We start from the raw sequence: 25,951 nt of genomic DNA, 5'->3' as shown, positions 1-25,951 counted from the left end.
CTGAATCATTTGGGAGTCGTCATGGCACAACAATGCGATATCTGCGGCAAGAAGCCGCAAGCGGGGAACCGCATCAGTCACGCCCACAACGTCACCAAGCGGCGCTGGAACGTCAACCTGCGTCCGGTGCACGCCAAAGTCGCGGGCCAGGGCAAGCGCATGCGCGTCTGTACGTCCTGCCTGCGCAGCGGCAAAGTCGTCAAGGCTTAACGTCTTAACCACAGAAAACACAGAGTTCACAGAGGTCTTTCGATCCTCTGTGTGCCCCTGTGTCCTCGTGGTTAAGAATTTCATTTCACGCCCAACAACTGCACGTCGAAGATCAGCGTGGCCTTCTGCGGGATTACCGGTGCCTGGCCGGCCTCGCCGTATGCCAACTCCGGAGGGATGCGCAGTTGCCGCTTTCCACCCACTTTCATTCCCGCGACGCCCTCGTCCCAGCCTTTGATGACTTCGCCCTGGCCAAGAGTAAAGTCGAAGGGTTGATTGGCGTCGACGGAGCTGTCGAACTTCTTGCCCGTAGTGAGCCATCCGGTGTAGTGAACTTTCACATGGTCGCCGGTCTTAGCGACAGCGCCGGTACCAACTTTAATGTCCCAATATTGCAGTCCGTCTGCGGTTTTGACCCCATCTCCAGTGACCTTGGTGGGAGCATTCGTGTTGGGGCGCGCTGGTGCCGCCTTCTTGGTGGCGGTCTGGGCGATGAGGCCGGCGACAGCCACGATCGCAATTAAAGTTACGATAATGCTCTTCGTCATCCGTGCTCCTTTAGCAAAATAAAAACTGATCCGGCATTATTCCAGCGCGATTACGTCGATCTCCACCAATACATCCTTGGGCAGGCGCGCCACTTCGACGGTAGAACGGGCGGGCGGCGCCGAACTGAAATACTTCCCGTAGACCGCATTCATGGCGGCGAACTCGCTCATATTTTTCAAGAAGACAGTCGAGCGCACGACTTTTCCCAGGCCGCTGCCGGCGGCCTCTAAAATCTCCGATAGATTGCGCAACACCCGGTCCGTCTGCGCCGTCACGTCACCCTCGATGACTTGCTGCGACGCCGGATCAATCGCGACCTGGCCAGAGACGAAAACGAATCCGTTCGCTTTGATCGCCTGCGAATAAGGGCCGATGGCTTGGGGAGCGTCTTTGGTGGAGATAACTTCGCGCATAAGTCTCCGTCGCGATTCCAAAGCTTAATCTACCACGGCGGCCTGAATCGCTCAGCCTTTTCTCGGCAACGGAACATCCCGATCCGGCAACTGAACACAGCCATGAAAAAGCAGGCGAAAGCGGATCCGGCTCCTGAGCAGTGGACTATCTCGACTCGAGCCGAGAAGAAACAGGTCGAGGAGCGCCTGGCCATTGGCGCGAACGTAGTTTACGAAACCATTCGACGTGAGGGTGAAGAAGAGCTGCATCGCACCACCTCGGCGTTGGCGTGGTCGGCTTTCGCGGCGGGACTGTCGATGGGTTTTTCTTTTATCGCGGAAGGGATGCTCGCCGCTCGCCTGCCCGATCAGCCCTGGCGGCCTCTGATCACGCGCCTGGGATATTCGATAGGTTTTCTCATTGTCATCCTCGGGCGGCAGCAGTTGTTTACTGAAAACACGCTGACGGTAGTGCTGCCTCTACTGACGCGCAAGGATTGGGATACTTTCCTGCGCATGCTTCGCTTATGGGCGGTTGTGCTCACGGCCAACCTGGTGGGCACTTTCCTGTTCGCACTGTGCCTCGGAAAATTCTCCATGTTCGATGCTCACACGCAGCAGTGTTTGACGGAGATTGGGACGGCTCATCTCAACGCTGGCTTCGGTACGACCCTGCTGCGCGCTATTTTCGCCGGCTGGCTAATTGCGCTGATGGTGTGGCTGCTGCCGGGCGCCGAATCCGCCCGGGTGAGCATTATCATCATCATCACTTATCTCGTCGGACTCAGCGGCTTCAACCACATCATCGCGGGCTCGACGACGTTGTTTTTTCTGGTCGCGACAAATGCTATGTCGCTCTCGACGTACTTCACCCATTTCTTCCTGCCAGTCTTGTTGGGCAACGTCATCGGAGGATTCTCTCTGGTCGCAGCCTTAGGCCACGCCCAGGTCGCCGGAGGGAAGGAAGGATAAGCCGATCAGTAAGGACGGCTCAACGGCCGGTGGCCCACTCAATCCCGGGGTTGGCTTGAGTGGGGGATGTCCACACACCACACCGCGTCATCCCGAAGGACCCGCGTTTTAACCAGCGGGCCGAGGGATCTCCCACAGCACCAATGGGCGGTGGCCCAGCCTTCGATCTCGCCGATACCATCATTACAGTGGGTACCCCGTCCTTCGCGCACTTTGCGAAGGGCGGGTACGATGCTGCCTCCGCCAATGGTGCTACGCCACCCGCCCTCGGAACGAAAACTCAGCCCTCGTTGATCCTCACCGCACACCGGGCTCATCCAAATGAAAGGCTTGGGCCAACCCGCCCGCCTTCCTATCCCAGTTTCCCCCTTGTTTTCTGGGCCTTAGCTGTCATGACGCAATCGTATGCCCCTTACTGCCATGACATTGTGTTCCTGCGGGAACATTAAGGCCTGCTCTCGGCCGCGCGGTCCCGGCGTGAGGATCCTGTCCCGAAACTAAATCTTCTGCAGTCTCTGCACTTCATGCACGCCTGCAATTTTGCGCAGCCCCGCGATGATCGCCTCTAAATGTTTCAGGTCGGCGATGTCGAGAACGACTTCCACACTGGCCTGGCTGTTCGATGTGTGTGCAGTGATGTTTTTGATATTGCTCTTGGCGTCGCCAATCACTCCAGTGATGCTCTTTAGCATACCGAAGCGGTCGTCGCAGAACACAGTCAACTTCACGGGATAAGCCGTCGGGGCGCTGTCATCGCGCGCCCATTCGACATCGATCTTGCGCTCCGGTTCGTACATCAGGTTGGTCACGTTCGGACACTGAATCGAATGCACGGCTACGCCCTTGCCGCGCGTGATGTAGCCGACAATGCTTTCTCCACGAATGGGATTGCAACAGCGTGCGCGATAGACCATCATGTCGCCCTGGCCGCGCACAGTGATCGCATTGTGATCGCCGAAGACGCGGCGCACAACGCTGGCGATCGCGCCGGGCTGCGAGGTCAAGCCTTCAGACTCAATATCGCCGGCGATGGAGTGGGTCGCGCCGGCGGGAAGTAAACGTGCCAGCACCTGCCGCGCGGAAAATTTTCCGTAGCCGATTCCCGACATCAGATCGTCGACCTTGCCCAAGCCATATGCTCCCGCAACTTTCAACAGGTCTTCGTCTTTAATTTCTTTGAACGCGATGCGGTACTTGCGCGCTTCTTTCTCGATCAGCTTGCGTCCGATTTCGATCGCGCGCTCGCGCTGATGAACGTTCAGCCAGTGCTTGATCTTGTTCCGCGAGCGCGATGACTTGACCAGTCCCAGCCAGTCGCGGCTGGGCTTGTGCCCAGCCTGCGTCAGAATTTCGACGATATCTCCGGAATGCAACTTGTGGCGCAGCGGCACCATGCGTCCATTCACCTTGGCGCCGATGCACGTGTGTCCGACCTCGGTGTGAACGCTGTAGGCAAAATCGACCGGCGTGGCATCGCGCGGCAGCACCACGACTTTGCCCTTCGGCGTGAAGGTATAAACCTCTTCCGGATAAAGATCGACCTTGAGCGTCGACAAAAATTCGTTGGGATCGCTGACGTCGCGCTGCCACTCGACCACCTGCCGCAGCCACGCGAGTCGCTGTTCATCCTGCGCCGAAACCGGGCCGTCTTTATATTTCCAGTGGGCGGCGATGCCTTCCTCCGCCATCTTGTGCATTTCTTCGGTGCGAATCTGAATTTCAAACGGCGTGCCGTCTTCGGTGATCACCGAGGTGTGCAGCGATTGATAGAAATTCGGCCGCGGCATGGCGATGAAATCCTTGATGCGCCCCGGCACTGGCCGCCAGAGGTTGTGAATGATGCCGAGCACCGCGTAACAATCCTGCAACGAGCGTGTAATGACCCGCATGGCGAACAAGTCGTAGACCTGGTCGACGCCGATGTGCTGCTTTTGCAGTTTCTTGTGAATGCTGTAGAGGCGCTTGATGCGGCTTTCCACGCGGGCCTGGATGCCGGCTTCTTTCAGCTTGTCGGAAATAACCTGCTGCATCTTCGCAAGAAAAACTTCACCCTGTTTGCGCCGCGCGTTGACCGATTTTTCCACCTGCTCGTAACCCAGCGGATCGAGAAAGCGGAATCCCAGGTCTTCCAGTTCGCCGCGAATTTTTCCCATGCCCAGGCGATGCGCAATGGGAGCATAGATTTCCAACGTCTCTTCGGCGATCTTGTGCTGGCGCTCGGGCTGAAGATGTTCGAGCGTCCGCATGTTGTGCAGCCGGTCGGCCAACTTAATGAGCACCACGCGGATGTCATCGACCATCGCGAGCATCATCTTGCGCAGGTTTTCGGCTTGCTGTTCCTCGCGCGTAGCGAAATCGATCTTGCTGATCTTGGTGACGCCCTCGACGATGTGAGCGACCTGCTCCCCGAATTCGGTGCGGATATCGCCAATGGTGACCGACGTGTCTTCGACCGAGTCGTGCAACAGACCGGCGGCAACCGCCACCGGGTCCATCTTCATTTCAGCGAGCACCAGCGCGACTTCCAGAGGATGAACGAGATAAGGCTCCCCCGAGGCGCGGGTCTGGCCTTCGTGATGTTTCAGGGAATAATCGTAGGCTTTCTTGACGATGGTGAGATCGTCTTGCGGGCGACTCTCCTGCATGTGCTTCATCAAGTCGCGGAACTTGGTGAGCGTGAGAGTCGTGGTCGCGATCTGTTGGCGCAAGGTCGCCATGTAGGATTATAGCCCGCGAGAGCGCAAACGCGCCCAGGGATGGACGAGAGCGCGAGAGGAGAGCTGGCAAGTGTGGAGCGGATACTCCTGTCCGCTGCCTTTCATCCTTGCCAAAGCCGAATTTGCATTTCTGGCTTTTCGAACTCTTCGAATTCGTCACAGGTTTGGAGCATGAGTGCGCAAACTGCTAGAGTGAAAACGCGTTCAATTATGATCTCTCGAATTCTTGTCAGCGGTGTTTCTGGACTAATCGGTGACGCACTTCTTCCCACTCTCAAAACACGCGGATACGAAATCACCCGGCTCGTGCGCGGGGCCGCGATTGGCGACGATCAGATCTCGTGGGATCCGGCGAAGCCGATTGCTCCGGAATCGGTCTCTGGCTTCGATGCCGTCATTCACCTCGCCGGCGAAAGTATCGTCGGACGATGGACCGAGAAAAAGAAAAGGAAGATCCGCGACAGCCGCGTCGTGGGTACGACCGCTTTGGCTCAGGCACTCGCGCACGCCAAAGACAAGCCAGAGGTATTCGTTTGCAGTTCGGCGATCGGGTACTATGGCGATCGGGGGAACGAGGTACTGAACGAGCAGAGCGACCCCGGCAGCGGTTTCCTTGCGGACGTTTGCGGTGAGTGGGAAGCGGCGACAAAAGCTGCTGTCCAGGCCGGCATTCGGACGGTTCAGATGCGTACCGGCGTCGTACTCAGCCCCAAAGGCGGCGCGCTGGGGAAGATGCTGACGCCCTTCAAGATCGGCGTAGGCGGCACGATCGGAAGCGGGCGCCAGTGGATGAGTTGGATCGACATTCAGGATATGATCGGCGCGATTCATCACATCCTGAAAAGCGATCTGCTGCAAGGCCCGGTCAACATGGTTGCGCCCAGGCCGGTGACGAACGCAGAATTCACGAAGACTCTGGCCAGCGTGCTCTCGCGCCCCGCGATCTTTCCCGTCCCCGCGTTGGTGGTGAAGTTGGCCTTCGGAGAAATGGGCGAGACCGTTCTCTTAGGCAGCCAGCGTGTTGAACCGGCGCAACTGGTAGGCGGCGGATATCCGTTCCGCTTCAGCGACCTGCGGGCTTCACTCGAAAACATCCTCCGACGCTAACTTTTACTGTAGCGCCGCCGTCCCGGCGGCTGTCGTGCAGGCGTCCCGCCCGCACACCCATACCCGTTTCAGAATGTCTGTTGATTCCCAGCGATTCGAGGCAAGACCTCAACTCCGTGCGCTCCCGGCTGCGAGAGCAAGATGCTCTCGCGACAGCCGGCGGGACTCCGGCGCTACGGTGACGCTGCGTTTGCTGTTCGTACGGGCAGCGCGCAGACCGCGCCCTCGGCAAAATTCTCTCCCTCAATTCCAAGAGCGTGCGAAAAGCGCGCGCGATAGTTCTCCCACGCGATCGCCGATGTGAGTTCCACCAACTGCGCATCGCCGAATTGCTCGCGCAATCGGGCAAACAGGGCCTCGGAAACTTCCACTGGAACTTGAGTCATACCATCGGCATACTCCAGAACTAATTTCTCCAGGTCCGAGAAATTGAAATCTGTCCGATAGTTGTTCAGATTCGCAATTTGTTCAGTCGAGATGCCGCTCGCTCTGCTCACGGCAGAACCGATGTCGATTCAAAACGGGCATCCGACCAGCGTTGCGACACGCAGCTCGGCCAGTCCCTTCAGCTTATGGTCGACCAGCCTGCTGCCCATCTGCGACTGCTCCATCTGGATATATCCCCAGAAGATTTTGGCATGATGCGCGGTCACCCGGATGGGCATGATGACGCGGCCCAGTCTGCGTTTAGTCGACCAGTAGACGATGCTCACAAACAGCCGCCGAAGCAGGCCGCCCTGATTGCGCGGAGCGCCGGGAATACGCGCCATAAGATCTCCTTTCGGAGGCAGTCTAATTCTGGCTTGAACGGTTCATTTCGTCGTGCAGCTTTTGCAGAAGTTGTGCCCGCTGCTCGGTGCTTAACTCCCGCTGCAATTCTTCCAGCGCCAAAGCCACGATGTGATAGTGATGCGCGCCGGCAAATTTCGGGTCGGCGGTGATGTTGAGCCAGAGCTGGTGCATCAGGTCGACATCCTGCGGACGCATGCGCGGAGTGTGCGGTCCCAACGAATATTCGCGAACGCTTCCGTCGGGCGCGCACACTTCCAACGTAAGCCGCGGCCGCGGCTCCGGCAGGCGCTCCCAGGCATCGCCGGTGAGTTTGGCTTGCTCATCGGCGGTGAGCTTGTTGGAAAGCCCGCAAATCACACGGCTGGAATCGAGTCGCTGCGCCGTCACCATGATGGCCTCGAACACATCGGTGGCGGGCACCACCAACAGCGAAATGGGTTTGCCTTCTTTCTCGGCAACGGCGACAGCCGCAGTAAACAACTCCTGCTCGTAGTGGTCGAACACCTGGCTCGCCTCCATCACCGTGCTGCTGCCAAACGTGTGCTCGCGATGATACAGGCGTGCACTCATAACGACGACGTCCTGCTTGGCTGTATTGGTATGGCTGAGTACGTGACGCAAATAGTACAGATTGCGCGGGTCGCGCACCGCGACCAGGACGTTGCCCGGCCGCACTCCCATCGCTCCGCTTCCCAGTTCCTGATTGCCGTAGACACGGAACTGGTCGACACTCTCCGGCTTTCCCTGGCGTTCGCGGGCTACGCGCCGCTCGGAATAGGTGAAAAGAACAAAGAACAGAGCGCTAAATGCCACGCCTCCAATCGTCGCCTCACGCTTGGTCAACAGGTTCACGATCGCGGTGGTGAACAACACGGCGGAAACGAGGATGACTCCCACCGGTATTTCGCGCTGGCCGATGTGAAAGTTTCCCGGTACCTTCCACAGCCGGCCTCCGGGTTCCTTATGACGGAGCACGAGGACCGCCAGCGACATCATGGCAAAGCTCCAAATCACGCCGAAGGCGTAAAGACCGGCCAGAGTGAAGACGTTTCCGCGCGTCAAGATGATGGTCAACAATTGCAGGCCGACAATCATGTTGATGATGCGGTAGCTCGTGCCAAACCGGGGATGCGGTTTCTGAAAGGCGGAGGTGAGGACGCCGTCTTCCGACACGCGGTTCAGAACTCCGTTTGCCCCCACGATGGATGTGTTCTGCGCCCCCGCCAAAATCAGGACGCCGACGAGTACCACAAAACCATGGAAAATGAGCTTGGCCCACTCCGGGCCAACCAGGAATACCGAAATCCCTCCAATCAAGTTTCCGAAATATTCGTGACGAATATTGTCGGGGATGATCATCACGGCGAAGAAGGATACTAGTGAGGTGAAGAGCAGGCTATAGACAAAAATTACCAGGCCAGTCTTCTCCAAATTCTTCAGCTTGGGATGGGCGATCTCGCGGTTGACTTGCGCCAGAGTCTCCTCACCGCTCATGGCCAGCACAGAATGGCCAAACCCGACAAAAACAATCAGGAATGTGAGCAGCGCCGATCCCGATCTCAGATGGGTGATCCAGGTATTATCGAGCCAGCCCAGTGACTCCTTGTTCAGCGGAACAACTCCCGGAGTGAAGGGGCTTGGCGGGAGCTGTACCGGAACCTTCAGCACGGTGATGGTACACCAGATGATCAAGATCACAACCATGACTGTTGTGATGATCATTATCTGCACGGCCTTCTGGCTCGACTCGTGAATGCCCTGCGTATTTTTCCGCCAAAAATAGATTGCCACCACCGCCCCGAAGCAGGCGGCGAAAGTGTTTTCCGGAAAGTGAGCGATAGGATGGCCCATGGAACGGGCGAGATCTTCGATGAATCCGGCGAGATACTGGCCTGCCACGACAGCGCTGATAGGACCGGTAAGAACGTAGTCGAAGAGCAGGGCCGAGACCGAGAACTTGGCGAGCGTTCCCCCCATCGCCTCTTTGACCACGCGGTAAACGCCGCCCCGTACGAACATGCTGCTGGATTCGATGTAGAGCGCCCGAACGGCATAGCTGAACAGCATGACCGCCAGGATGAACCAGGGAGCGCTCTTGCCGATGACTTTCTCGGCGTCGCCTCCGGCGTAATACGCCGACGAAGCGAGATCCGACAAAACGATGGCGGAGGCGCGCCAGAACGAGATGAAGGTCAGCATCACCGAAGTGGCGACGAAGACCTTGACTACCGGTTTTGTACCCCCGGGGGACGTGGCCATGCTTCAATGAGTGGCGGAAACGTTTACAAACGAACTCAATGAAGATAGCACAGGGAGCGGCGGGTTGCGATTTCGAGCAGCCGAGCGATGAATCCGAATTCCGTTTCAAACTAGCAATGTTTTCGATCTGGTTCAGTTCATTAGGATTACTTCGCCTTTTGCTGAGCGATCCATTTGTCGGTACGCGCTTCGAGCATGTCCAGGGGCAGCGTGCCTCCGTCGAGCATTTCGTCGTGAAACTTCCGCAGATCGAACTTCGGCCCCAACTCTTTTTGGGCGCGTCCGCGCAGTTCGCGGAATTTTAGTTGTCCAAGCTTATAACTGAGCGCCTGCGCGGGCCAGGAGATGTAGCGGTCGGTTTCGGCTTGTAGCGTAGGCTCATCGACCGCGCCAGACTTGCGGAAAAAGTCCACCACTTGATCGCGGCTCCAGCCCTTGGCGTGAATGCCGGTATCAACGACCAGACGAACAGCCCGAAATAGCTCGGATGAGAGCCGCCCATAATCCGAGGCAGGATCCTGATAGAAGCCAACCTCTTTGCCCAATTGCTCGGCGTAAAGAGCCCAACCTTCGATATAGGCATTAAAGCTCAGACCGTGCAGCCGGAACTTCGGCAAGCCTTCAAGTTGCTGCTGCACGGAAAGCTGCATGTGATGGCCGGGAACGCCTTCGTGATAAGCGATCGCTTCATCGTCGATTAAGGAACGCTCGGAAAACTTCGAGGTCGCGACTACGACCCGTCCCGGCCGCTTGCCGTCGGGCGTTCCAGTCATGTAGTGGGTCATCGCGGCCGCATTGAACGCAGGAATCGCTTCCACCGTGACCGGCGACTTGGGAAGCAACGTGAAGAGCTCCGGCAGCTTCGGCTCCATCTGCGCGATGTAATGCCGGAAATCGTCGAGAATCTGTTCGGCGGAAGTCGGAATATATTTGGGATTCGTTTTGAGTGAGGCGCGGAAAGCTGCGAGGTCGGCGAAACCCTCCTTCTTGGCGATCGCCGTCATCTCAGCCTCGATGCGGTCGATCTCGCGCAGACCCAGCTGGTGAATTTCATCGGGCGTCATGTGTGTCGTAGTGCGCGCGTAGATGTCGTTCTCGTAGCGTTTCTGGCCGTCGGGCAAAGAGGTGATCGAGAGTGCGGTGCGGCCCTGGGGCGCGTATTCGGTTCGAACGAATTCTGCATACTTTTTGTACGCCGGTAAGACTTCATTGTTTATGGCGGTGGAGATGGCATCGGTGAGGCGCTTCTGATCGTCTTCGGAAATGCTGGCCGGAAATTTCGTCGTCGGTTGCAGAAATGGATCAGAAGCGATGATGCCCTCGCATTGTCCCGGAACCATCTCCGCAATGAAGCGCACGGGCATGAGCTTGTCTTGCATGCCCGCACGGAGCACTTCCATGTGCTGACTCAACGCCCGCGGAATCTGGTGCAGGCGTGCAATGTAATCCTCATAATGCTTCACCGAGTCGAGCGGCATCGACAAGGGCAGATCGGCGAGACTGGTATGCAGGCCCGATTGCGTAGTGATGGGCATTTCGTACTCTTTGAGTTGGTAGTCGGCGATGCGCTGGCTAAGCACGCGGATCAGCAGATCATGTGAGAGTTGATCCTGGTCGGAGAAGTCCGCAGTGGAAATCGCCTCCAGCCGCTTCAGGAAATCTTCGTCGAGATCATGACGACGCGCGATGGCCGACAGAGAGTAGTCCGCCAATAGATCGTTATACCGGTAATCGCCAAAGGCGGTGGCGCGCTCGGGAAAATTGCGCATGTCCGACTCGTACTGCTCGTCGAAGAGTGCGTTCTGGGCGGCAATGCGATCGGCGACCGGCTTGTGTCCCTGGGCAAAGCCAGATGCAGCGGAGGCAATGAGGAGCAGGACTGCGAGGTATGCGGGCATAGGACACCTAGCGTACCAGAGGAGCGAACCGGAGCGAATGTGGGAACAGCCGCCCTCGGGCCGAGCGGAGTTCGGCCCGCGAATCTCAATCGAAGGACGGCCCTGACGCTGCTGTCGAACCCTTCTTCGGCGCCAGGTAAGTATGGGTGATGCGGTCGTGCCAGCACAGGGAATCTTCGTCGAGAAAAAGCCAGGCATAGCCCATACCCAGTGAAGCCGCCGAAAGATACGATGCCAGCATCCGCCAGCGGCGCAGCGAGCGGCCGGTGGCGGTGCCATCGAAGCGAGTGAGTTCAAGGCCAGCGACGCGCAACCCGGGAGTATTGCCCGCATAAACAATCAGCAGATACTGGTAGGCCGCCCAGAATACGCAGACCACTCCGCCAGCGAGCCCGAGAATCTGAAACAATGGCGGTCGAACCGCCGTGACCTTCCAGAAGATGAAGCCGAAGAGTGCGGCGGCCATCGCGATGATCGTTCCGTCAACCAAAGCGGCCAGGAAGCGTAAGCTGAGCGCCGCACTCTGTAACGGAATGTCGATGCCGGGCCGCCTTTCGGCCTCAGGGGGCTCGACGGCGTCGATGGTAATCCCGCCCAGAGCAGGAGGCGGAGGAGCGATCTCGGGGACATCAAGGATTCGCGGACGCTCGCTGACCGGTTCGGCCAATTGATCCGAGGGAAGCGCAGGCGGTCCCCACGAATGTCGTCCCCAGGCAAGTCCGGGAAACTCGATAATCTTCGCGCCTCCATGAACCGCTGCGCCCGGCGCCGCAGAGGAGCGGGGAAGGGAAGCCTGCTCGCCATGCGCCTGAGCAGTCAAGAATTGGGTTTCGACATCCGCCGCCGCTTTTGGCTTCGCGGTGACCGATGGCACGGACCTCATCCCATCGAGTGCGAGGGCATGGTCGGAGACAGGCTCGAACTCCCGGCGTTGCGACGAAGCGCTGAGCGCGCTGGCCGCGGTCGGCAAGGCCGGCCCCTCAAACGGCAACCGCAGCGAAGGGTAACGCGGCGGACGCACTTTACGGCGCGCGCGGTAGCGGTTGAGGCGGGCGGACAGTTCGTCACGCCAGGCGTCCACATCTTCTTTCTCAGTGGCCTCGGGCGAAGCAGATTCGGGGAACCGATCCGCGGTAGCATTCGTTTCCTCAGTTGCCGGATTCGTGGGGTAGAGGTCGGCCCCCGCCTGCAACCCGAGGCCAGACTCGGACTCGGGACCGCTCGGCAACGATGCCAAGGGAAGTGACTCCAAAGGGCAGCGGCAAACTTCTCCACACAGCGAACAATTCATGAAATCCAGTCTTCCATTATGGCGCCCGCGAATGTCACTCGGCAGATCGCTCCCATTCAATCGTGTTGGTCAATTGCGATTCGTGAAATCGTAACTCAAAAGCCTGGCCGTACAACCGGAACGCAACCAACAGGAATCCTAGCCTCTTTCGCCACTTTGCCTGCGGCTGGCAGCGTGCTAAGGTCACGATGCCCGGGCAAAATAGCCGCAAGAGCTGGTAGTCTTCATCTGATAGCCGTCAGTCCGATAGCCGTCAGAATGTACGGTCCAATGGACGATCTTCTCCGGTTGCTTTTCCTGCGATGACGCTTCGCATTAGATTCCTTATCACGGCGCTGTTTTTTTGTCATCAGCTTCCCGCCCCTGCGCTAGTAACCAGCCAGTTGCCGTCAGGAAATTCCAGCCTTTCGCCCTGCGCCCGCCAGGCCGCAACCCAGGATTCCGACTCGGCTACCATCTGCGCCGACGAGCAAGAAAAGGAAGGCGACATTTACCAATTGCGGGGCAGCGCCGAAATTCACTATCGCACTTACATCCTGCGCGCCGACGAGGTCACTTACAATTCCGACACAGGCGAGGCCACGGCTACCGGCCACTTCACGCTCGACGGTGGTCCGAACGACGACCATATCAAAGCCAGCCATGGAAATTACAATTTGACCGCCGAGACGGGTCGATTTTATAACGTAAACGCAACCACCGGCCTGCGCTTCAGTGGCGGCCACGCGGTGCTGACGTCGACCGCTCCTTTCGCTTTCAGCGGCAAAGTCGTGGAAAAAACCAGCCCCGATCACTACCTCGTCTACGATGGCACCATAACGACCTGCGAACTTCCGCATCCCAACTGGCAGTTCAATGCCCATCGCATCGTCGTCGATGTCGGCGGCAACGCGCAGATTTATCACAGTACGTTCTGGCTGCACGGATTTCCAATTCTCTATTTCCCCTATGCGACGCACCCCGTAGATCGGGAAACGCGGCAGACAGGATTTCTGGTGCCCACCGGCGGACGTTCCTCGACCAACGGCAACGAGATCGGCGACTCGTTCTATTGGGACATTAATCGCAGCATGGACGCCACTGTGGGCGCGGAATATTTCTCCAAGCGAGGATGGTCGCAACGCGGCGAGTTTCGCGTGCGCCCCAGCGACACCTCCTATGTGGATCTCAACTTCTTCGGAGTCATCGATCGCGGCATCAGCGAAGGCGCGGGGCTGCCCCCCTTGCGCGAAGGCGGACAGGAGGCCCGCCTTACCGCGGAAGGCAATTTCTACGGCTTCCGCGCGGTTTCTAATATCGACTATCTGAGTTCTTTTTTGTTTCGCCTGGCCTTTAACGAAATTTTTACTCAGGCCATAAACTCAGAAGTTAAGTCGCAGCTTTTTCTGTCAAAGACAATCAACGGTTTTTCCTTCGGCGGCATGGTCGAGCGCTATCAGAATTTTTTTCAGACCACGAACCCTGACGGCACTCTTTCGAATCCGCCCGTCTTTGATGACGTTCGCATCCTGCACACCCCCAGCGCAGATGCATCCAGCGTCGACCGACCGCTGGGGCATTCGCCCTTCCTCTGGTCGTTCGACGCCTCCTTAGCCGGGCTTTCGCGCAGCGAGCCCGGCTTTCATACCAGCAGTCTGCTGGGTCGGTTCGACTTCAGTCCCGAAATTTCTCTACCCTTGCAGTTCCAAGGATGGTCCCTGCGGCCGGCGTTGGCGCTGCACGAATCCTATTATTCCGAGCGCTTTGTCAGTGGCGTTGCGGTCAACAATCCCACGAACCGGCAGGCAGTGGACGCGTCAGTGGAAGTTCGCCCGCCCGCCGTGGAAAAAATATTCGACCGCGAATTTCTGGGACGGAAATGGAAGCATGTCATCGAACCGCGCGCCGTGTACCGCCGAGTGGCGGGAGTAAACGATTTCGCGAATGTGCTGCACTTCGACGAACGCGACATCCTCAGCAATACAAATGAAGTCGAGTATGGATTCGTGACGCGCCTTTACGCGAAGCGAACCGGGCCGCATGCTCCGGATTGCGCGAGGCCGATGACGGGTATCGCCGTCGGTTCCGCGGCGCCGGAACAGATCGTTCCCTGGCAGCGCATCAGCAATCTAGACTCTCAGCCTTGCGCTCCCGGCCCGGAGGTCAAGGAGATCGCCACCTGGGAACTAGCCCAAAAGTACTTTCTCGATCCTAACTTTGGCGGAGCGCTGGTCGCAGGGCAGCGCAACGTCTTTACCGCGACAGAAGAGTTGACCGGCATCGCATTCGCGACCGAACCACGGCATCTTTCTCCCGTGGTATCGCGCCTGCGGGCCGCCACCAGCAGCCACACCGACACTGAGTGGGACCTCGACTATGACTTTCAACTGGGCCGGATCAATGCCAGCACTCTGCTCGTGAACTACAACCTCGGTCCTTTCACGGTAGGCGGGGGCGATGCGTTCCTCCAGATTCCACAATCCAATACTCAGCCAACGCAGAACGAAGGAAATTGCAGCTCCGCGAACACGGTACAACCCACCTGCACCTTCCAACAGTTCCGAGTGGCGTTGGGATATGGGAGTCTGGTCCGGCGCGGATTCAGCGCCGCCACCAGCTTCGGCATTGATGCCGACACCGGGCAGTTGCAATTTGCCACCGCGCAAACCACCTACAACTGGAATTGCTGCGGCGTGACAGTGGAATATCGCCGCTACGCCATCGCGAACGTGCGCAACGAGAATCTGTTCCGCTTTACCTTCAGCCTGGCCAACATCGGATCGTTCGGAAATCTCAGGAAGCAAGAGCGGCTGTACTAGAAGCTCACCGCGAGCCCTCGCCTGCAATCGCCCGCCATCGCTGGTACCATTATTCCCATGGATTCCTCGGAAGCCAGCATTGGCGCGAAGCACGCGCAGCTTCAGGCGAAGCTCCGCCAACTGGGCCGGGTGCTCGTCGCCTATTCCGGCGGTGTCGATTCCGCCTATCTCGCGTGGGTCGCGCACCATGTTCTGGGGACGGAGATGCTCGCCGTCATTGCCGATTCGCCCAGCCTGGCGCGCACCCAGTTTGCCGACGCCATTGCCTTTGCCCACGAACAGGGAATTCCGATCGAAGTCATTTCGACATTCGAGCTTGACCGTCCCCAATATGCCCGCAACGATGGCCAGCGCTGCTTTCATTGCAAAGACGAACTCTTCGCCGTGATGGAAAATCTCCGCGCGGCCCGTGGTTTCGACGCGATCGCGTACGGCGTGAACCTGGACGATCAGGGCGACTTCCGGCCCGGGCAGCAGGCTGCCCGGGAGCACCACATTGCCGCACCACTATTGCAGGCCAAGCTCACCAAGCAGGAGATTCGCGAACTTGCGCGCCAGGCGGGTCTGCGAATTTGGGACAAGCCGGCATCGGCCTGCCTGTCCTCGCGGATCGAATATGGGCGCCCGGTGACGCGCGAGACCCTCGACGTGGTCGAGCGCGGCGAAGAGGCGATTCGTGCGCTGGGCTTTCGGCAGTTCCGCGTGCGCCATCATGGCGACATTGTCCGCATCGAGATTTCCCGAGAGGAACTTGAGCGCGCTCTGAATCCAGCCATGGCAGCGCAGTTCGCCGCCATCTTCAAAGCTCTCGGATTCAAGTTCGTCACCCTCGATCTGGAGGGCTTTCGCTCCGGGTCCATGAACAGTCTGCTTCCTCTCGAGCATCTTCGCCGCACCGGGTAGAAGCGCGCTGGGCGGCCAACCTGCATCCGCTGTGAGATAATCGAGTCCATCCAAAAGATAATCGTGATGCTGAGGCGGTTTCTAGTGACTTTAATCCGGCGTTCCCTGATCGTTCTTCTTCTCATTTGCCTGGGCTGCGTGGCCCAGTCCGCGCCTCCCGACGTGGCTCGCAAAATCGAGCACCAGGTGCGCGCTTACTACACCCTGCCGCCGGAGGTCAAAGTAACGGTCGGGACCATGAGTCCCAGCCCGGACGTTCCCGGATACGATGCGGTGTCTGTAAACATTGACGGCGGTGAGGGCAAGCAGAAGGATTACAAGTTTCTGCTGTCAAAGGATCGCAATACTCTGTTGCGCCTGACCAAGTTCGACCTGACCAAGGATGCGTTCGCCGAACTGATGGGCAAGATCGACGTCAGCGGGCGGCCCACTCGGGGGGCCAAGGGGGCCAAGGTTGTGGTCGTTAATTTTGACGACTTCGAGTGTCCCTTCTGCTCACGCATGCACCAGACGCTGTTTCCTGAGGTGTTCAAGGAGTATGGCGACCGCGTTACATTCATCTATAAAGACGATCCGCTGACCGAGATTCATCCCTGGGCATTGCACGCAGCCGTTGACGCGAATTGCCTGGCAGCGCAAAACGGCGACGCCTATTGGGACTTCGCCGACTACATCCACGCCAATAAACGTGAAGTGGACACGGAGAAGACTTCCGGGGCGCGGTTCGAAGCGATCGATAAAATTACCTTGCTTCAGGGGCAGAAGCACACGCTGGATGAGACCAGGCTGCAGTCCTGCGTCAAGGCGCAAAATGAAGATGCGGTGCGGGCGTCGATGAAAGAGGCCGACAGTCTGGGCGTAAATGGAACCCCAGCCTTATTCATCAATGGCCAAAAGCTTGATGGCGCCGTTCCCATCGCCGAGGTCCGCGCCGCATTAGATGCGGCTCTGAAAGACGCCGGCGAGCCCGCGCCGCAACATCTTCCATCGGCTCCGGCATCCCGGTAGTGGACGAACTTTTTGGCGATGAGTGGCGTACAGCCGCCTTCTCGATCTGAGTTTTCGTGTTCGCAGTCTGGACGGGAGAAACACTCTTGAAAAGAAACGCGTTTTTTCGGCAGCCCGCTTCAGCGGTCTTCGCCGTCGCACTGCTGGCCGCTGTGCTCGGATGCGCTACTGGGTGCAACACAAAGACCGGCGGCGATGTGATGGCCACCGTGGATGGCCGAAAAATCATGAAGTCCGACGTCGACAGTTACTATGACAACCAGGTCGCCGCCGCCCAGCAACCGCCCACGGGCGAGCAAGCGACCGCGTTGCGTTTGAATATTCTGCATCAGCTCATCGAAGATGAAATCGTCATGCGCCGTGCGGAGAAACTCGGCCTGCTCGCCACCGATGAAGAAGTCGATCGTAAATACAATGAGATTAAGTCTCCGGCTTCGGAAGAGGAATTCGCAAAGCGGTTGCAGGAAAAAAAGATCAGTCTTCCCGATTTCAAGCGCGACATCCGCCGCTCCATCACTCTGGAAAAAGTGATGAATAAAGAAGTGTCCTCGAAGATCAACGTAACCGATCAGGACATCACCGACTACTACACGGCGCATAAAGGCGAGTTCAACCTGATCGAGCCGACCTATCATTTAGCGCAGATTATGGTGACGACCGCTCCCAATCCGCAGGCCCACAATCAGAATGACAAGGCGCAAAACGAGACTGAGGCCCGCAAGAAAATTCAGATGATCGTCAACCGTCTCGACAGCGGCGACGACTTCGCCACTCTGGCAATGAAGTATTCCGAAGACCCGGAAACATCCGGCAACGGCGGCGATTTAGGCACGACGCAAGAATCTGGCCTGAAGGGCACGGATCCAGCCACGCGCGACGCAGTCATGAAACTCAAGCCCGGTCAGTACAGCCCGGTGGTGACCGTGGTCAATCCCGCGAGCCGGCAGCTCTTTGGCTTTCGCATCATCAAGCTGGTGGCTAAGGAACCCGCCGGACAACGCGAATTGTCCGATCCGCGAGTGCAGCAAGCGATTCGCTCGCAACTTCACGATCGCCGCGAGCAATTGCTCAAAGCCGCATATTATGAGGTCTTGCGCGATACTGCCAAGGTCGAGAATTTTTACGCCAAGAAGGTGCTCGACAGCAACGGGATGGAGAGATAAGAATTAAGCCGTCGGTTGCGCCGCTCGATTCGTCCTATTATTCAACGATCGCCAGCACATCGCCGGCATTCACGGCGGCGCCTTCACTGACGAGAATCTTCTGAATCGTCCCCTTCTTCGGCGATTTGATTTCATTCTGCATCTTCATCGCCTCAACTACCAGCACGCCGGCGCCCGCCTCAACTGTCGTCCCTGGACTCACGAGCAGGCGAACAATCTTGCCCGGCATGGGCGCCGTGAGTTTCCGCGGCCCGTGATCGTCAAGGGCACGAATTCGTCCGCGCAACGACCGCGGATCGCGCACTTCCACCGCAAAGCGTGCGCTGCCCACCCAAAGCTGCATTTCGCCTGCGACGCGTTCGCACTTCACTTCGTAGGCTCGGTTGCCGACCCGAAGGGAAAGCACGTCCGGCCTCACCAGAATGGCGTCGACTTCCACCTCGCGCCCATCGACACGGCAAGCCCAGCCGCCGTCGCTCCGGCTGAGATCGAGCCGGTGCCGCTTGCCGTCGATCGTGATGTCGTAAATCATGAAAACCTGTTGGCCGTTGCTTTCGGTCGGCTGCAAATATGCGATACGAATTTCATCGCAGCGCTTCGCGGCGAGCTGCGCGCTTCCATCTGGAGTCATCCGTCGGCTTGGTGTTGGAGGAGGAGAAGCCCGCGGTTCGTTCAGTCACTCCAGCGCCACTCGGGTCCAGAACGGAAAATATTCCCGCAGCAATTGCCGGCACTTCGGTCGCCTTGGCATCCCCATCCGTATGGGCTTCATGTTGCTTCTGGCTCGGAAGACGGTCAAGAAATCCGGTATCGATTTTGGCGGCGCGAAAGTCCGCATCGCTCAGAATGCGCCGGAACAGGGAGATATTCGTTTTGATCCCGCCGACGAAGTATTCGTTGAGAGCGCGCGTCAGTCGCGCAATGGCTTGCTCGCGATCCGTGCCATAGCCGATCAACTTGGCCAGCAGGGGATCGTAATCCATCGGCACAGTCCAGCCTTCATACATGCCGCTGTCGCGTCGAATGCCGGGCCCCGACGGCGACAACAGCAGCGTGATTTTGCCCGGACTGGGGAAATAGTTGTTGTCCGGATCCTCCGCATAAATGCGGCATTCGATGGCGTGGCCGCGAATCGCCACATCATTCTGTGTGAATGGCAGGGTCTCTCCAGCAGCGATGCGAATTTGCAAATGCACCAGGTCGAACCCGGTGACTAACTCTGTCACAGGATGTTCCACCTGGAGTCGAGTGTTCATCTCCAGAAAATAAAACTTTTTCTGGTGGTCGACCAGGAACTCCACTGTTCCGGCATTCGTGTATCCCGCAGCCTGGGCCACGCGAACCGCGACCTCACCCATCTGTTTTCGCATCTCGGGGTCGACGATAGGCGAGGGCGCTTCCTCGAGCACTTTCTGATGCCGCCGCTGCAACGAACACTCGCGCTCGCCGAGATACACCGTGTTGCCGTGCTCGTCGGCCAGGATTTGCATTTCAATATGCCGCGGATCGACGATCGCCTTCTCGATGTAAACTTCGCTGTCGCCAAACGAACGCTCCGCTTCGCTGCGCGCGCTCTCGAGCGCGGACTTCAGATCCTGCGGCGCAAGCACCAGGCGCATTCCTTTGCCGCCGCCGCCCGCCGCGGCTTTCAGCATCACCGGATAGCCGATGCGCGCCGCCACTTCTTCAGCCTGTTCCAACGATTCCAGGCCGTGAGAAGCGCCGGGTACGGTGGGAACGCCCACGCGCTCCATAGCCTGCCGGGCGCGGGTCTTCGACCCCATCGCATCCATGGCAGCGGCAGTCGGGCCAACGAACTTCACGCCCGCCTCCACGCAGGCTCTGGCGAATTTCGCATTCTCGGAAAGAAAGCCGTAGCCGGGATGGATGGCGTCTGCTTCGGATCGTGCGGCGACGTCGAGGATTTTCTGGATGTTGAGATACGACTCGGCTGCCGCCGCAGGACCGATCGGATACGCTTCATCGGCTTTGCGAACGTGCAGGGCGCCTCGGTCCACGTCCGAGTAGACGGCAACTGCGGCGATTCCCATCTCGTGGCAGGCGCGGATCACGCGTACCGCAATCTCTCCGCGGTTGGCGATGAGAATCTTCTTGAACATTTTCTTGACTTGCAGCACGTTTCGGAGAACTCAAGATTTTACAGGAGTTGACGTCCTTCTTGACGGGTTGTGGGGAAAGTCGGACGCAGCCGCCAACGAAAAGCAGGTCCCTCCACTCCACGCTCCATTCCCGATCGGAATGGAATGCTCCGGTCGGGATGACAATTTTGAGGGGTCGGCCGCAGCAGTGCCTACTCCGGCGGCAGCCGTGAAAAACTCACCGCAAATGGCGCCGATGTCTTCTCCTGACCAGAGCGCAGCCAGCGCCCCCGGGGGATGAAGCGGTAGCGGATGAGCGTCCAGATCGCCAGCCATCCATCGGAGTGGCGAATTTTCTTGCCTTCGACCGCCGAACGCGGATGGTATTGGATGGGAACTTCGTCGATCTTCTCGCCCATCCGGCACAGCTTGGCGGTCACTTCGGGGCAGAACTCAAAGCGGCGACATTCCAATTGCAAACGCGCCAGCAGTGAACGGCGAAAGGCTTTATAGCATGTCGCCTCGTCATGAATACCTGCGCCGTAAAGAAGATTGGCAAGTTGCGTCAGAAGTTTGGCGCCAAGAAAAAAACGCAAGCCCCGCTCCGGCCGGTCCGGACGCACGCCGTAGACAACATTGGCTCGGCCTTCTTCGAGCGGACGCAGCAATGCCGGATAATCCTGCGGATCGTACTCTAAATCGGAGTCCTGGATGAGCACGTACTCCCCGCGCGCGTAGGCGAGCGCGGTGCGAATCGCTGCCCCCTTGCCGCAATTCTTTTCATGGAAAACGACGGTTAAATCCTCCCCTAGAGGCAGGGCTTGCAGTTTCGCGCGCGTCCCATCGGTCGAGCCATCATCGACGACAATAATTTCCTTCCTCACCGGCGAAGACTGGATGGCAAGCAACAGTTCGTCAATATGCGCCGCCTCGTTATAAACCGGCACAATTACCGAGACGCATCGCCTCCAGCGATCGGGCTTCAGATTCTTGTGCGAATCGTTCGTCAGATCGTCGGCCGCCGATCGATTTTGCCAAGAAGCAGTTGCCAAGACAGTCACAGGGTCGTCCTCAGTCGAAAATACGCGCAAAATCTGGGATTTTCTAGCATAGTATCATCTGGATCGAGCCTGCTCCAGTTTCCGCATGCACTCACCTAAGGCCGCGCTGAATCGAAACGCCAACGCTTCACCCCCCACTTCCGACTCTGCTGAACCATCTCATTGGCTCCTCCTTCTTTTGCTAATGGCCGTGGGGGCCGTCGCACGGTTTCTGTTTCTCGCGCAAAAGCCCTTCTGGTTTGATGAATGTTTTAGTGTCGAAGTCGCTCGACTGAGTTGGGGCAACTTCCTGCACCTGCTGTGGTGGCGCGAAGCCAACATGTCGCTGTATTACCTTTTGCTGCGGATCTGGCTCACTGTGCGCGCGCCATCGGGACAAAGCGAGTTCTTCATTCGCAGCCTTTCGGTGGTGACATCTGCGGCCACGCTGCCGGCAATCTATTGGCTGGCGCGTCAACTCTATGCCTGCCGCCCAAAAGCCCGGCGGATTGCTCTAATCGCCGCCACGCTCTTCGCCTTCAATGCCTATAGCGTTCGCTACTCTCAGGAAGCACGCAGCTACGCTTTGTTCCTGCTGCTGGCGACGCTATCCTCCGGTTTCCTAGTTGCTTTTCTCCGCAATCCATCGGGCCGCAACCGGATGGTCTACGTCATCGTCAGCATCCTGGCCGTCTACGCTCACTTTTATGCTCTGCTGTTGTTGATCACGCATTGGCTGGCTTTGCGCTGGCTGGGCGCAGATCCCACAGGCACCGATCAATCTAGGGCTCAGTTGCCGGCACAATTGCGGCGCGCGTGGATCACGATTGGCGTGGCCGTGCTCCCACTTCTGATCTTTGTGGTCAAAACCGGGGCCGGCCCCATACGTTGGATTCAACGGCCTGGCCCGGGTGATCTGCTTCGGTTTTACGAGCGCTTGTCGGGGAGCACGCGCTGGCCGCTCGCCGCAATCTTCGCGCTAGCTTGCCTCGCCGCGGTGTCGCCACTCGGAAAGAATCTGTGGTCCCGCGACCCTCGGCCACGGCGATCTCCCGAGCCATCTGCCGAGCCCTTGTCTGCCCAGGTATGGCGCAGCCGCTTTCTTATGCTCTGGCTGTTCTTTCCAGTAGCGCTCACCGCGCTGCTCTCGCTCGCTCGCCCGGTATTTCTGGACCGCTACATGATCTTTTGTCTACCTTCCCTTCTGATCCTAGTCGCGGCGGGCTTGGCGCGCCTCAGACGATTGTGGCTGCTCACGATTGTGCTGGCCGCAATACTGCTCCTCTGCGGGCAAGGGATCTTTTACGTCTATGGCCATGACTTCGACGATGAGCGTGACGCTGCCGGGGCCGCGACTGATTTCATTCTCGACCACACGCAAACCGGAGACGCTATTATCTTCCACATCGCCGCATCTCGTATTCCCTACGAGTTTTACCGCTCGCTGCGAGCGGGTGAGGATACGGCAAGCCCGAGCTTCAGGCGCCAACTAGGCCCCGAGATTTTGTTTCCGTCCCACGGCGCAGGTCTCGATTACCGCGACTTCACCGGTAAGCCGACCGCCGCCCTGGTGCGCACGGCATCGCCTGTCCATCCTCGGACTTGGATTGTGCTGATGCACAACGGCGCCACTGGCAAGCCCGATGCGACCACTGTGATGCTGACGAGCACCCTGCCCGAATCGTACCCCAAAATGGTGCACTGGCAGTTCAAGCGAGTCGAAGTGATGCTTTACTCGAAGCCATAGCTCTCTGCCAACCAATGAAAAAGCCTCCAGCGCACCGATCGCCAGAGGCCTTGTGACGCAATAAAGTAGATTTATTTCGGCTGATCCACCGTAATTCCACCGCCAGCCTGTTGCGCTGCCTTGTCGGCTTTTTCTTTCTTTTTCTTCAGAGTTTCGTCCACCCAATGGTCCGCCGTTTTCAGGTCTTCGGCGCGCGCGGCCAGATCGTCGCATTCCACGTCGGCCTTTTCGCGATACATCAGGTTCAGGTAAGCCATAGCGTCATCGTAGTCGGGACGAAGCTGGATTGCCTTGTTGAGATTGTCGATTCCCTCCGAAATGGCAGGCCCGTTCTTTGCCTTCAACTCCTCGCAGACCTTCTTCTGATCTTTGTTCTTCGGATTCAGGCTCTCTTCCGGCTTCATGCCCAGGTTCGCGCGCGCTTCCATGCGCGGCTGGTAGCACATCGCCCAGTCGATGACTCCAATTGAGTAATAAGGATCGGGATCGTTCGGGTCCAACTCAGAGACCATGCGGTTGTATTTCTTGGCCTCGTCGAACTTTTTCATGTTGTAGTAAAGCGACGCGATGCCCTTGGCGGCGTTAACTCTTTGATCTCGGCTCGCGTTCATGTCCAACACTTTTTGGAACTCGTCGATAGCTTGCTGGGCCGTGCGCAGATTGTCCGGCGAGTCGACCTGCGGGATGTATTGCGAAACAAAAGCCGTGGCCAGATACATTCGAGCGTTAATCAGGGTCGGATCATATTGCACGGCCTGCTGGAAGTGGTCGATGGCCTGCTCGAAATGGTTGTTCTTGAAAGATTCCACGCCCTTGTTCAATTGGTCGCGGGCCCGCAGCTTGTTGCATCCTACAGAGGAGAAGAGCGCCAGCGCTACAGCCGCCAGCGTAATCAGCTTTACGTTCTTATTCATCGCCGTGTAAGTCTCCCTCGACAGAGCATCCTAGGCCCAGAGACATCGATTTGACAAGCGCAGTTTAAATCGGCGCGGTTGACGGACATGGTTGACCGACTCAGTTTGACCGAGAGACGGCACGGGCGCGACGAGCCACGGCCCACAACCGCACGCAAGCAGCGACGCTTCTGTGCGGTGGGCCGACTACAAAATGCTGCTCCACGCCTGCCGGACGGAGACTCAGCTGCCCGCTTCGATCTTCGCGGTGATTAGACCGACCTTGTCCACACCTGCGGCGTGCGCAATATCGATCACATTGGCGACGTTTGAAAAAGCGATGGCGTCATCCCCCTTCACGAACATCACCTTTTCCGCGCGTTGTTTGTAAATGTCGGTCAGCCGTCCTTGAAGGTTGTCCCAGGTCGCATCTTCGTTGTTGATCTTTACGCCCGGCTCCTGGCCGGCGCCACGGTCGATCAACTGCACGACGATGGTTCGGTCGGGGTTGACATTCTTCGGCGCGTTGGGCGGAGGCGGCTGCGGAACCAGCGCGTCCAGACCCTTGGGGGTTACCGGCGAGATCACCATAAAGATGATCAGCAGAACCAGCAGTACGTCAATGAGCGGCGTGACGTTAATGTTTGCGCTTTGGCCTCCGCTCGGGCCAACTGCCATTCCCATAGTCGTTCTCCTCTTTTACCTATTGCCCGGGTACCTATTGCCCGGGCGTAGCCGGAGGTGGCGGGGGTGTGGTCCCGGTTTTTCTCTGTTCGGTCAGCAAGCCGAGATCATCGACTCCGGCCGCACGCACGCTGTCTACGACCTGCACCACGCCGCCGTAGCGCGTCCGCATGTCAGCTTTCACGTACACCGTTTTATTTTGCTTGCTTGCGAGGCGGTCCTTTACTTTGGTGGTCAAGTTGTCGGTCGTAATCTGCTCCGTGCCGAAATACACCTTGCCGTCACGCGTAATGGAAACCAAAAGCGCGTCTTCCTTATCCGCATCTTCCATCGGAATCGGATTGTCCACTTTAGCCATATCCACGCTCACGCCCTTCTGCAACATGGGCGTGACCACCATAAAGATGATCAGTAGAACCAGCATCACGTCCACCATCGGCGTGACGTTGATGTCGGAGCTTACCTTGGCTCCCTCGTTCCGTTTTGCAAGTGCCATAACTCTCCTGGACTCCGCCGCCGTGACTTCCAGCCACCGCGGCTGAAAAGCATTCCGCCTCAAGTTGGGAAGGCCCGGCGCCGGAACCAGTCCAGCGCCGGACAAGCAACTCAATTGCGGGTGCCCCATTTCTCGCGTGTCCTTGGCGCGAGAAGTGGGGATTTACCGTCGTACGTCGCCGCGCTTCTTCAGGAAGTAGTCGATCAGTTCGGAGGAGGAATTGTCCATCTCCACATCGAATGCTTCCACGCGACCAGTTAGATAGTTGAACATCATGACGGCAGGGATGGCGACGAGGAGCCCGATGGCCGTCGTAACCAATGCCTCGGCAATACCGCCGGCGACAGCGGCCAAGCCGGTGGCTTTCGAGTTGTTGATGCCGATGAAGGCATTCAGAATGCCCATCACCGTTCCGAACAGTCCCACGAAGGGAGCAGTCGAACCGATGGTGGCGAGGCCGCCCAATCCGCGCTTCAGTTCGGCGTGGACGATGGCTTCGGTGCGTTCCAGAGCGCGCTTCGAGGCTTCGATGGTTTCGCCCGGGATTGCCCCCGGCGAATCCTGGTGAGCCTTGAATTCCATCAGGCCGGCGGTGACAACCTTGGCCAGATGGCTCTTCTTGTTGCGCTCGGCAACCTTGATGGCTTCGTCGATGCGGCCGTCACGCAGAGCGCCTGCCACAGCCGGAGCGAAAGCGCGCGACTGTTTGCGGGCCGCGCTATAGGCCATCCAGCGGTCGATCATCACGCCGATCGACCACCCCGACATGATGAAAAGTATGATCACTACGGTTCTCGCCACCCATCCCATTGCCTTCCACAGGCCCAAGGGATCGGTCGCCATGGCGCCGCCGCCTTCCTGGACGACCCAGGTGGCTGCGACGTGAACGTTGCTGAGAATTGCTCCTGCTACGTGAGTTGCGAACATGAGTTG

General features: G+C 58.3%; 23 protein-coding genes. 8 read left to right on the top strand and 15 right to left on the bottom strand.

Annotated elements, in window-relative coordinates:
- Positions 1 to 21: 21 nt before the first annotated feature.
- Complete coding sequence (gene rpmB / locus VGM18_00815; protein HEY3971510.1) at positions 22 to 210, top strand: 50S ribosomal protein L28; 189 nt, start codon at positions 22 to 24, stop codon at positions 208 to 210.
- Positions 211 to 290: 80 nt separating this feature from the next.
- On the opposite strand, the gene VGM18_00810 is transcribed toward rpmB, so the two are convergent.
- Positions 291 to 758, bottom strand: a complete 468-nt coding sequence (locus VGM18_00810) for an FKBP-type peptidyl-prolyl cis-trans isomerase (protein ID HEY3971509.1) — start codon at positions 756 to 758, stop codon at positions 291 to 293.
- Positions 759 to 794: 36 nt separating this feature from the next.
- Positions 795 to 1,172 carry a RidA family protein gene (locus VGM18_00805; GenBank protein HEY3971508.1) on the bottom strand — a complete coding sequence of 126 codons (378 nt, stop codon included), beginning with the start codon at positions 1,170 to 1,172 and terminating at the stop codon, positions 795 to 797.
- Between the two features lie 102 nt (positions 1,173 to 1,274).
- Between VGM18_00805 and VGM18_00800 the strand changes: the two genes are divergently transcribed.
- A complete protein-coding gene (locus VGM18_00800) occupies positions 1,275 to 2,123 on the top strand; it encodes a formate/nitrite transporter family protein (GenBank protein HEY3971507.1) in 849 nt (282 codons plus the stop codon).
- Between the two features lie 497 nt (positions 2,124 to 2,620).
- On the opposite strand, the gene VGM18_00795 is transcribed toward VGM18_00800, so the two are convergent.
- On the bottom strand, positions 2,621 to 4,840 hold the full coding sequence (locus VGM18_00795) for a bifunctional (p)ppGpp synthetase/guanosine-3',5'-bis(diphosphate) 3'-pyrophosphohydrolase (GenBank protein ID HEY3971506.1): 2,220 nt from the start codon (positions 4,838 to 4,840) through the stop codon (positions 2,621 to 2,623).
- A 210-nt stretch (positions 4,841 to 5,050) separates the two neighbouring features.
- On the opposite strand from VGM18_00795, the gene VGM18_00790 reads away from it, so the two are divergent.
- Positions 5,051 to 5,947, top strand: coding sequence for a TIGR01777 family oxidoreductase (locus VGM18_00790; protein HEY3971505.1), 897 nt, complete (start codon positions 5,051 to 5,053; stop codon positions 5,945 to 5,947).
- A 173-nt stretch (positions 5,948 to 6,120) separates the two neighbouring features.
- Here VGM18_00790 and VGM18_00785 read toward each other — a convergent pair whose 3' ends face one another.
- The 5 genes from VGM18_00785 to VGM18_00765 all read right to left on the bottom strand — a co-directional run bounded on the left by VGM18_00785 (position 6,121) and on the right by VGM18_00765 (position 12,133).
- Positions 6,121 to 6,444, bottom strand: coding sequence for a hypothetical protein (locus tag VGM18_00785; GenBank protein HEY3971504.1), 324 nt, complete (start codon positions 6,442 to 6,444; stop codon positions 6,121 to 6,123).
- An 18-nt stretch (positions 6,445 to 6,462) separates the two neighbouring features.
- On the bottom strand, positions 6,463 to 6,717 hold the full coding sequence (locus VGM18_00780) for a hypothetical protein (protein HEY3971503.1): 255 nt from the start codon (positions 6,715 to 6,717) through the stop codon (positions 6,463 to 6,465).
- A gap of 22 nt (positions 6,718 to 6,739) precedes the next feature.
- The gene (locus VGM18_00775; GenBank protein ID HEY3971502.1) at positions 6,740 to 8,998 is read right to left on the bottom strand and encodes an APC family permease; all 2,259 of its coding nucleotides are present in this window, start codon (positions 8,996 to 8,998) and stop codon (positions 6,740 to 6,742) included.
- A gap of 146 nt (positions 8,999 to 9,144) precedes the next feature.
- Positions 9,145 to 10,896, bottom strand: coding sequence for a DUF885 domain-containing protein (locus VGM18_00770; protein HEY3971501.1), 1,752 nt, complete (start codon positions 10,894 to 10,896; stop codon positions 9,145 to 9,147).
- Positions 10,897 to 10,981: 85 nt separating this feature from the next.
- Entirely contained in the window at positions 10,982 to 12,133 is a 1,152-nt protein-coding gene (locus VGM18_00765; GenBank protein HEY3971500.1) for an RDD family protein, read from the bottom strand.
- Positions 12,134 to 12,489: 356 nt separating this feature from the next.
- On the opposite strand from VGM18_00765, the gene lptD reads away from it, so the two are divergent.
- The 4 genes from lptD to VGM18_00745 all read left to right on the top strand — a co-directional run bounded on the left by lptD (position 12,490) and on the right by VGM18_00745 (position 18,059).
- Positions 12,490 to 14,985, top strand: a complete 2,496-nt coding sequence (lptD, locus tag VGM18_00760) for an LPS assembly protein LptD (protein HEY3971499.1) — start codon at positions 12,490 to 12,492, stop codon at positions 14,983 to 14,985.
- A 57-nt stretch (positions 14,986 to 15,042) separates the two neighbouring features.
- Positions 15,043 to 15,888 (top strand): ATP-dependent sacrificial sulfur transferase LarE, encoded by an 846-nt coding sequence (gene larE / locus VGM18_00755; GenBank protein ID HEY3971498.1) that lies wholly within the window; start codon positions 15,043 to 15,045, stop codon positions 15,886 to 15,888.
- Between the two features lie 66 nt (positions 15,889 to 15,954).
- Entirely contained in the window at positions 15,955 to 16,896 is a 942-nt protein-coding gene (locus tag VGM18_00750) for a thioredoxin domain-containing protein (protein ID HEY3971497.1), read from the top strand.
- 86 nt (positions 16,897 to 16,982) lie between these two features.
- A complete protein-coding gene (locus tag VGM18_00745; GenBank protein HEY3971496.1) occupies positions 16,983 to 18,059 on the top strand; it encodes a SurA N-terminal domain-containing protein in 1,077 nt (358 codons plus the stop codon).
- A 37-nt stretch (positions 18,060 to 18,096) separates the two neighbouring features.
- Here VGM18_00745 and VGM18_00740 read toward each other — a convergent pair whose 3' ends face one another.
- The 3 genes from VGM18_00740 to VGM18_00730 all read right to left on the bottom strand — a co-directional run bounded on the left by VGM18_00740 (position 18,097) and on the right by VGM18_00730 (position 21,219).
- Positions 18,097 to 18,690, bottom strand: coding sequence for an acetyl-CoA carboxylase biotin carboxyl carrier protein subunit (locus VGM18_00740; protein HEY3971495.1), 594 nt, complete (start codon positions 18,688 to 18,690; stop codon positions 18,097 to 18,099).
- Entirely contained in the window at positions 18,644 to 20,197 is a 1,554-nt protein-coding gene (gene accC, locus VGM18_00735) for an acetyl-CoA carboxylase biotin carboxylase subunit (protein ID HEY3971494.1), read from the bottom strand. Before accC ends, VGM18_00740 begins: the two co-directional genes overlap by 47 nt.
- A gap of 173 nt (positions 20,198 to 20,370) precedes the next feature.
- A complete protein-coding gene (locus VGM18_00730; GenBank protein HEY3971493.1) occupies positions 20,371 to 21,219 on the bottom strand; it encodes a glycosyltransferase family 2 protein in 849 nt (282 codons plus the stop codon).
- Between the two features lie 184 nt (positions 21,220 to 21,403).
- Between VGM18_00730 and VGM18_00725 the strand changes: the two genes are divergently transcribed.
- Positions 21,404 to 22,945 carry a hypothetical protein gene (locus VGM18_00725; protein ID HEY3971492.1) on the top strand — a complete coding sequence of 514 codons (1,542 nt, stop codon included), beginning with the start codon at positions 21,404 to 21,406 and terminating at the stop codon, positions 22,943 to 22,945.
- Between the two features lie 71 nt (positions 22,946 to 23,016).
- Here the strand turns inward: VGM18_00725 and VGM18_00720 are convergent, their stop codons facing one another.
- The 4 genes from VGM18_00720 to VGM18_00705 form a co-directional block, all read right to left on the bottom strand.
- On the bottom strand, positions 23,017 to 23,859 hold the full coding sequence (locus VGM18_00720) for a hypothetical protein (GenBank protein HEY3971491.1): 843 nt from the start codon (positions 23,857 to 23,859) through the stop codon (positions 23,017 to 23,019).
- A gap of 222 nt (positions 23,860 to 24,081) precedes the next feature.
- Positions 24,082 to 24,522: a biopolymer transporter ExbD gene (locus VGM18_00715; GenBank protein ID HEY3971490.1), complete on the bottom strand. Its 441-nt coding sequence runs from the start codon at positions 24,520 to 24,522 to the stop codon at positions 24,082 to 24,084.
- Between the two features lie 34 nt (positions 24,523 to 24,556).
- Positions 24,557 to 25,018 (bottom strand): biopolymer transporter ExbD, encoded by a 462-nt coding sequence (locus VGM18_00710; GenBank protein ID HEY3971489.1) that lies wholly within the window; start codon positions 25,016 to 25,018, stop codon positions 24,557 to 24,559.
- Between the two features lie 162 nt (positions 25,019 to 25,180).
- Positions 25,181 to 25,945, bottom strand: a complete 765-nt coding sequence (locus VGM18_00705; protein ID HEY3971488.1) for a MotA/TolQ/ExbB proton channel family protein — start codon at positions 25,943 to 25,945, stop codon at positions 25,181 to 25,183.
- Positions 25,946 to 25,951 lie beyond the last annotated feature (6 nt).

The organism is Candidatus Sulfotelmatobacter sp. (genome assembly GCA_036500765.1).
Classification (GTDB): Bacteria; Acidobacteriota; Terriglobia; order Terriglobales; family Acidobacteriaceae; genus Sulfotelmatobacter.
Note: the sequence above shows the minus strand (reverse complement) of the source record. Positions and strands in the feature narration are given on the sequence as shown.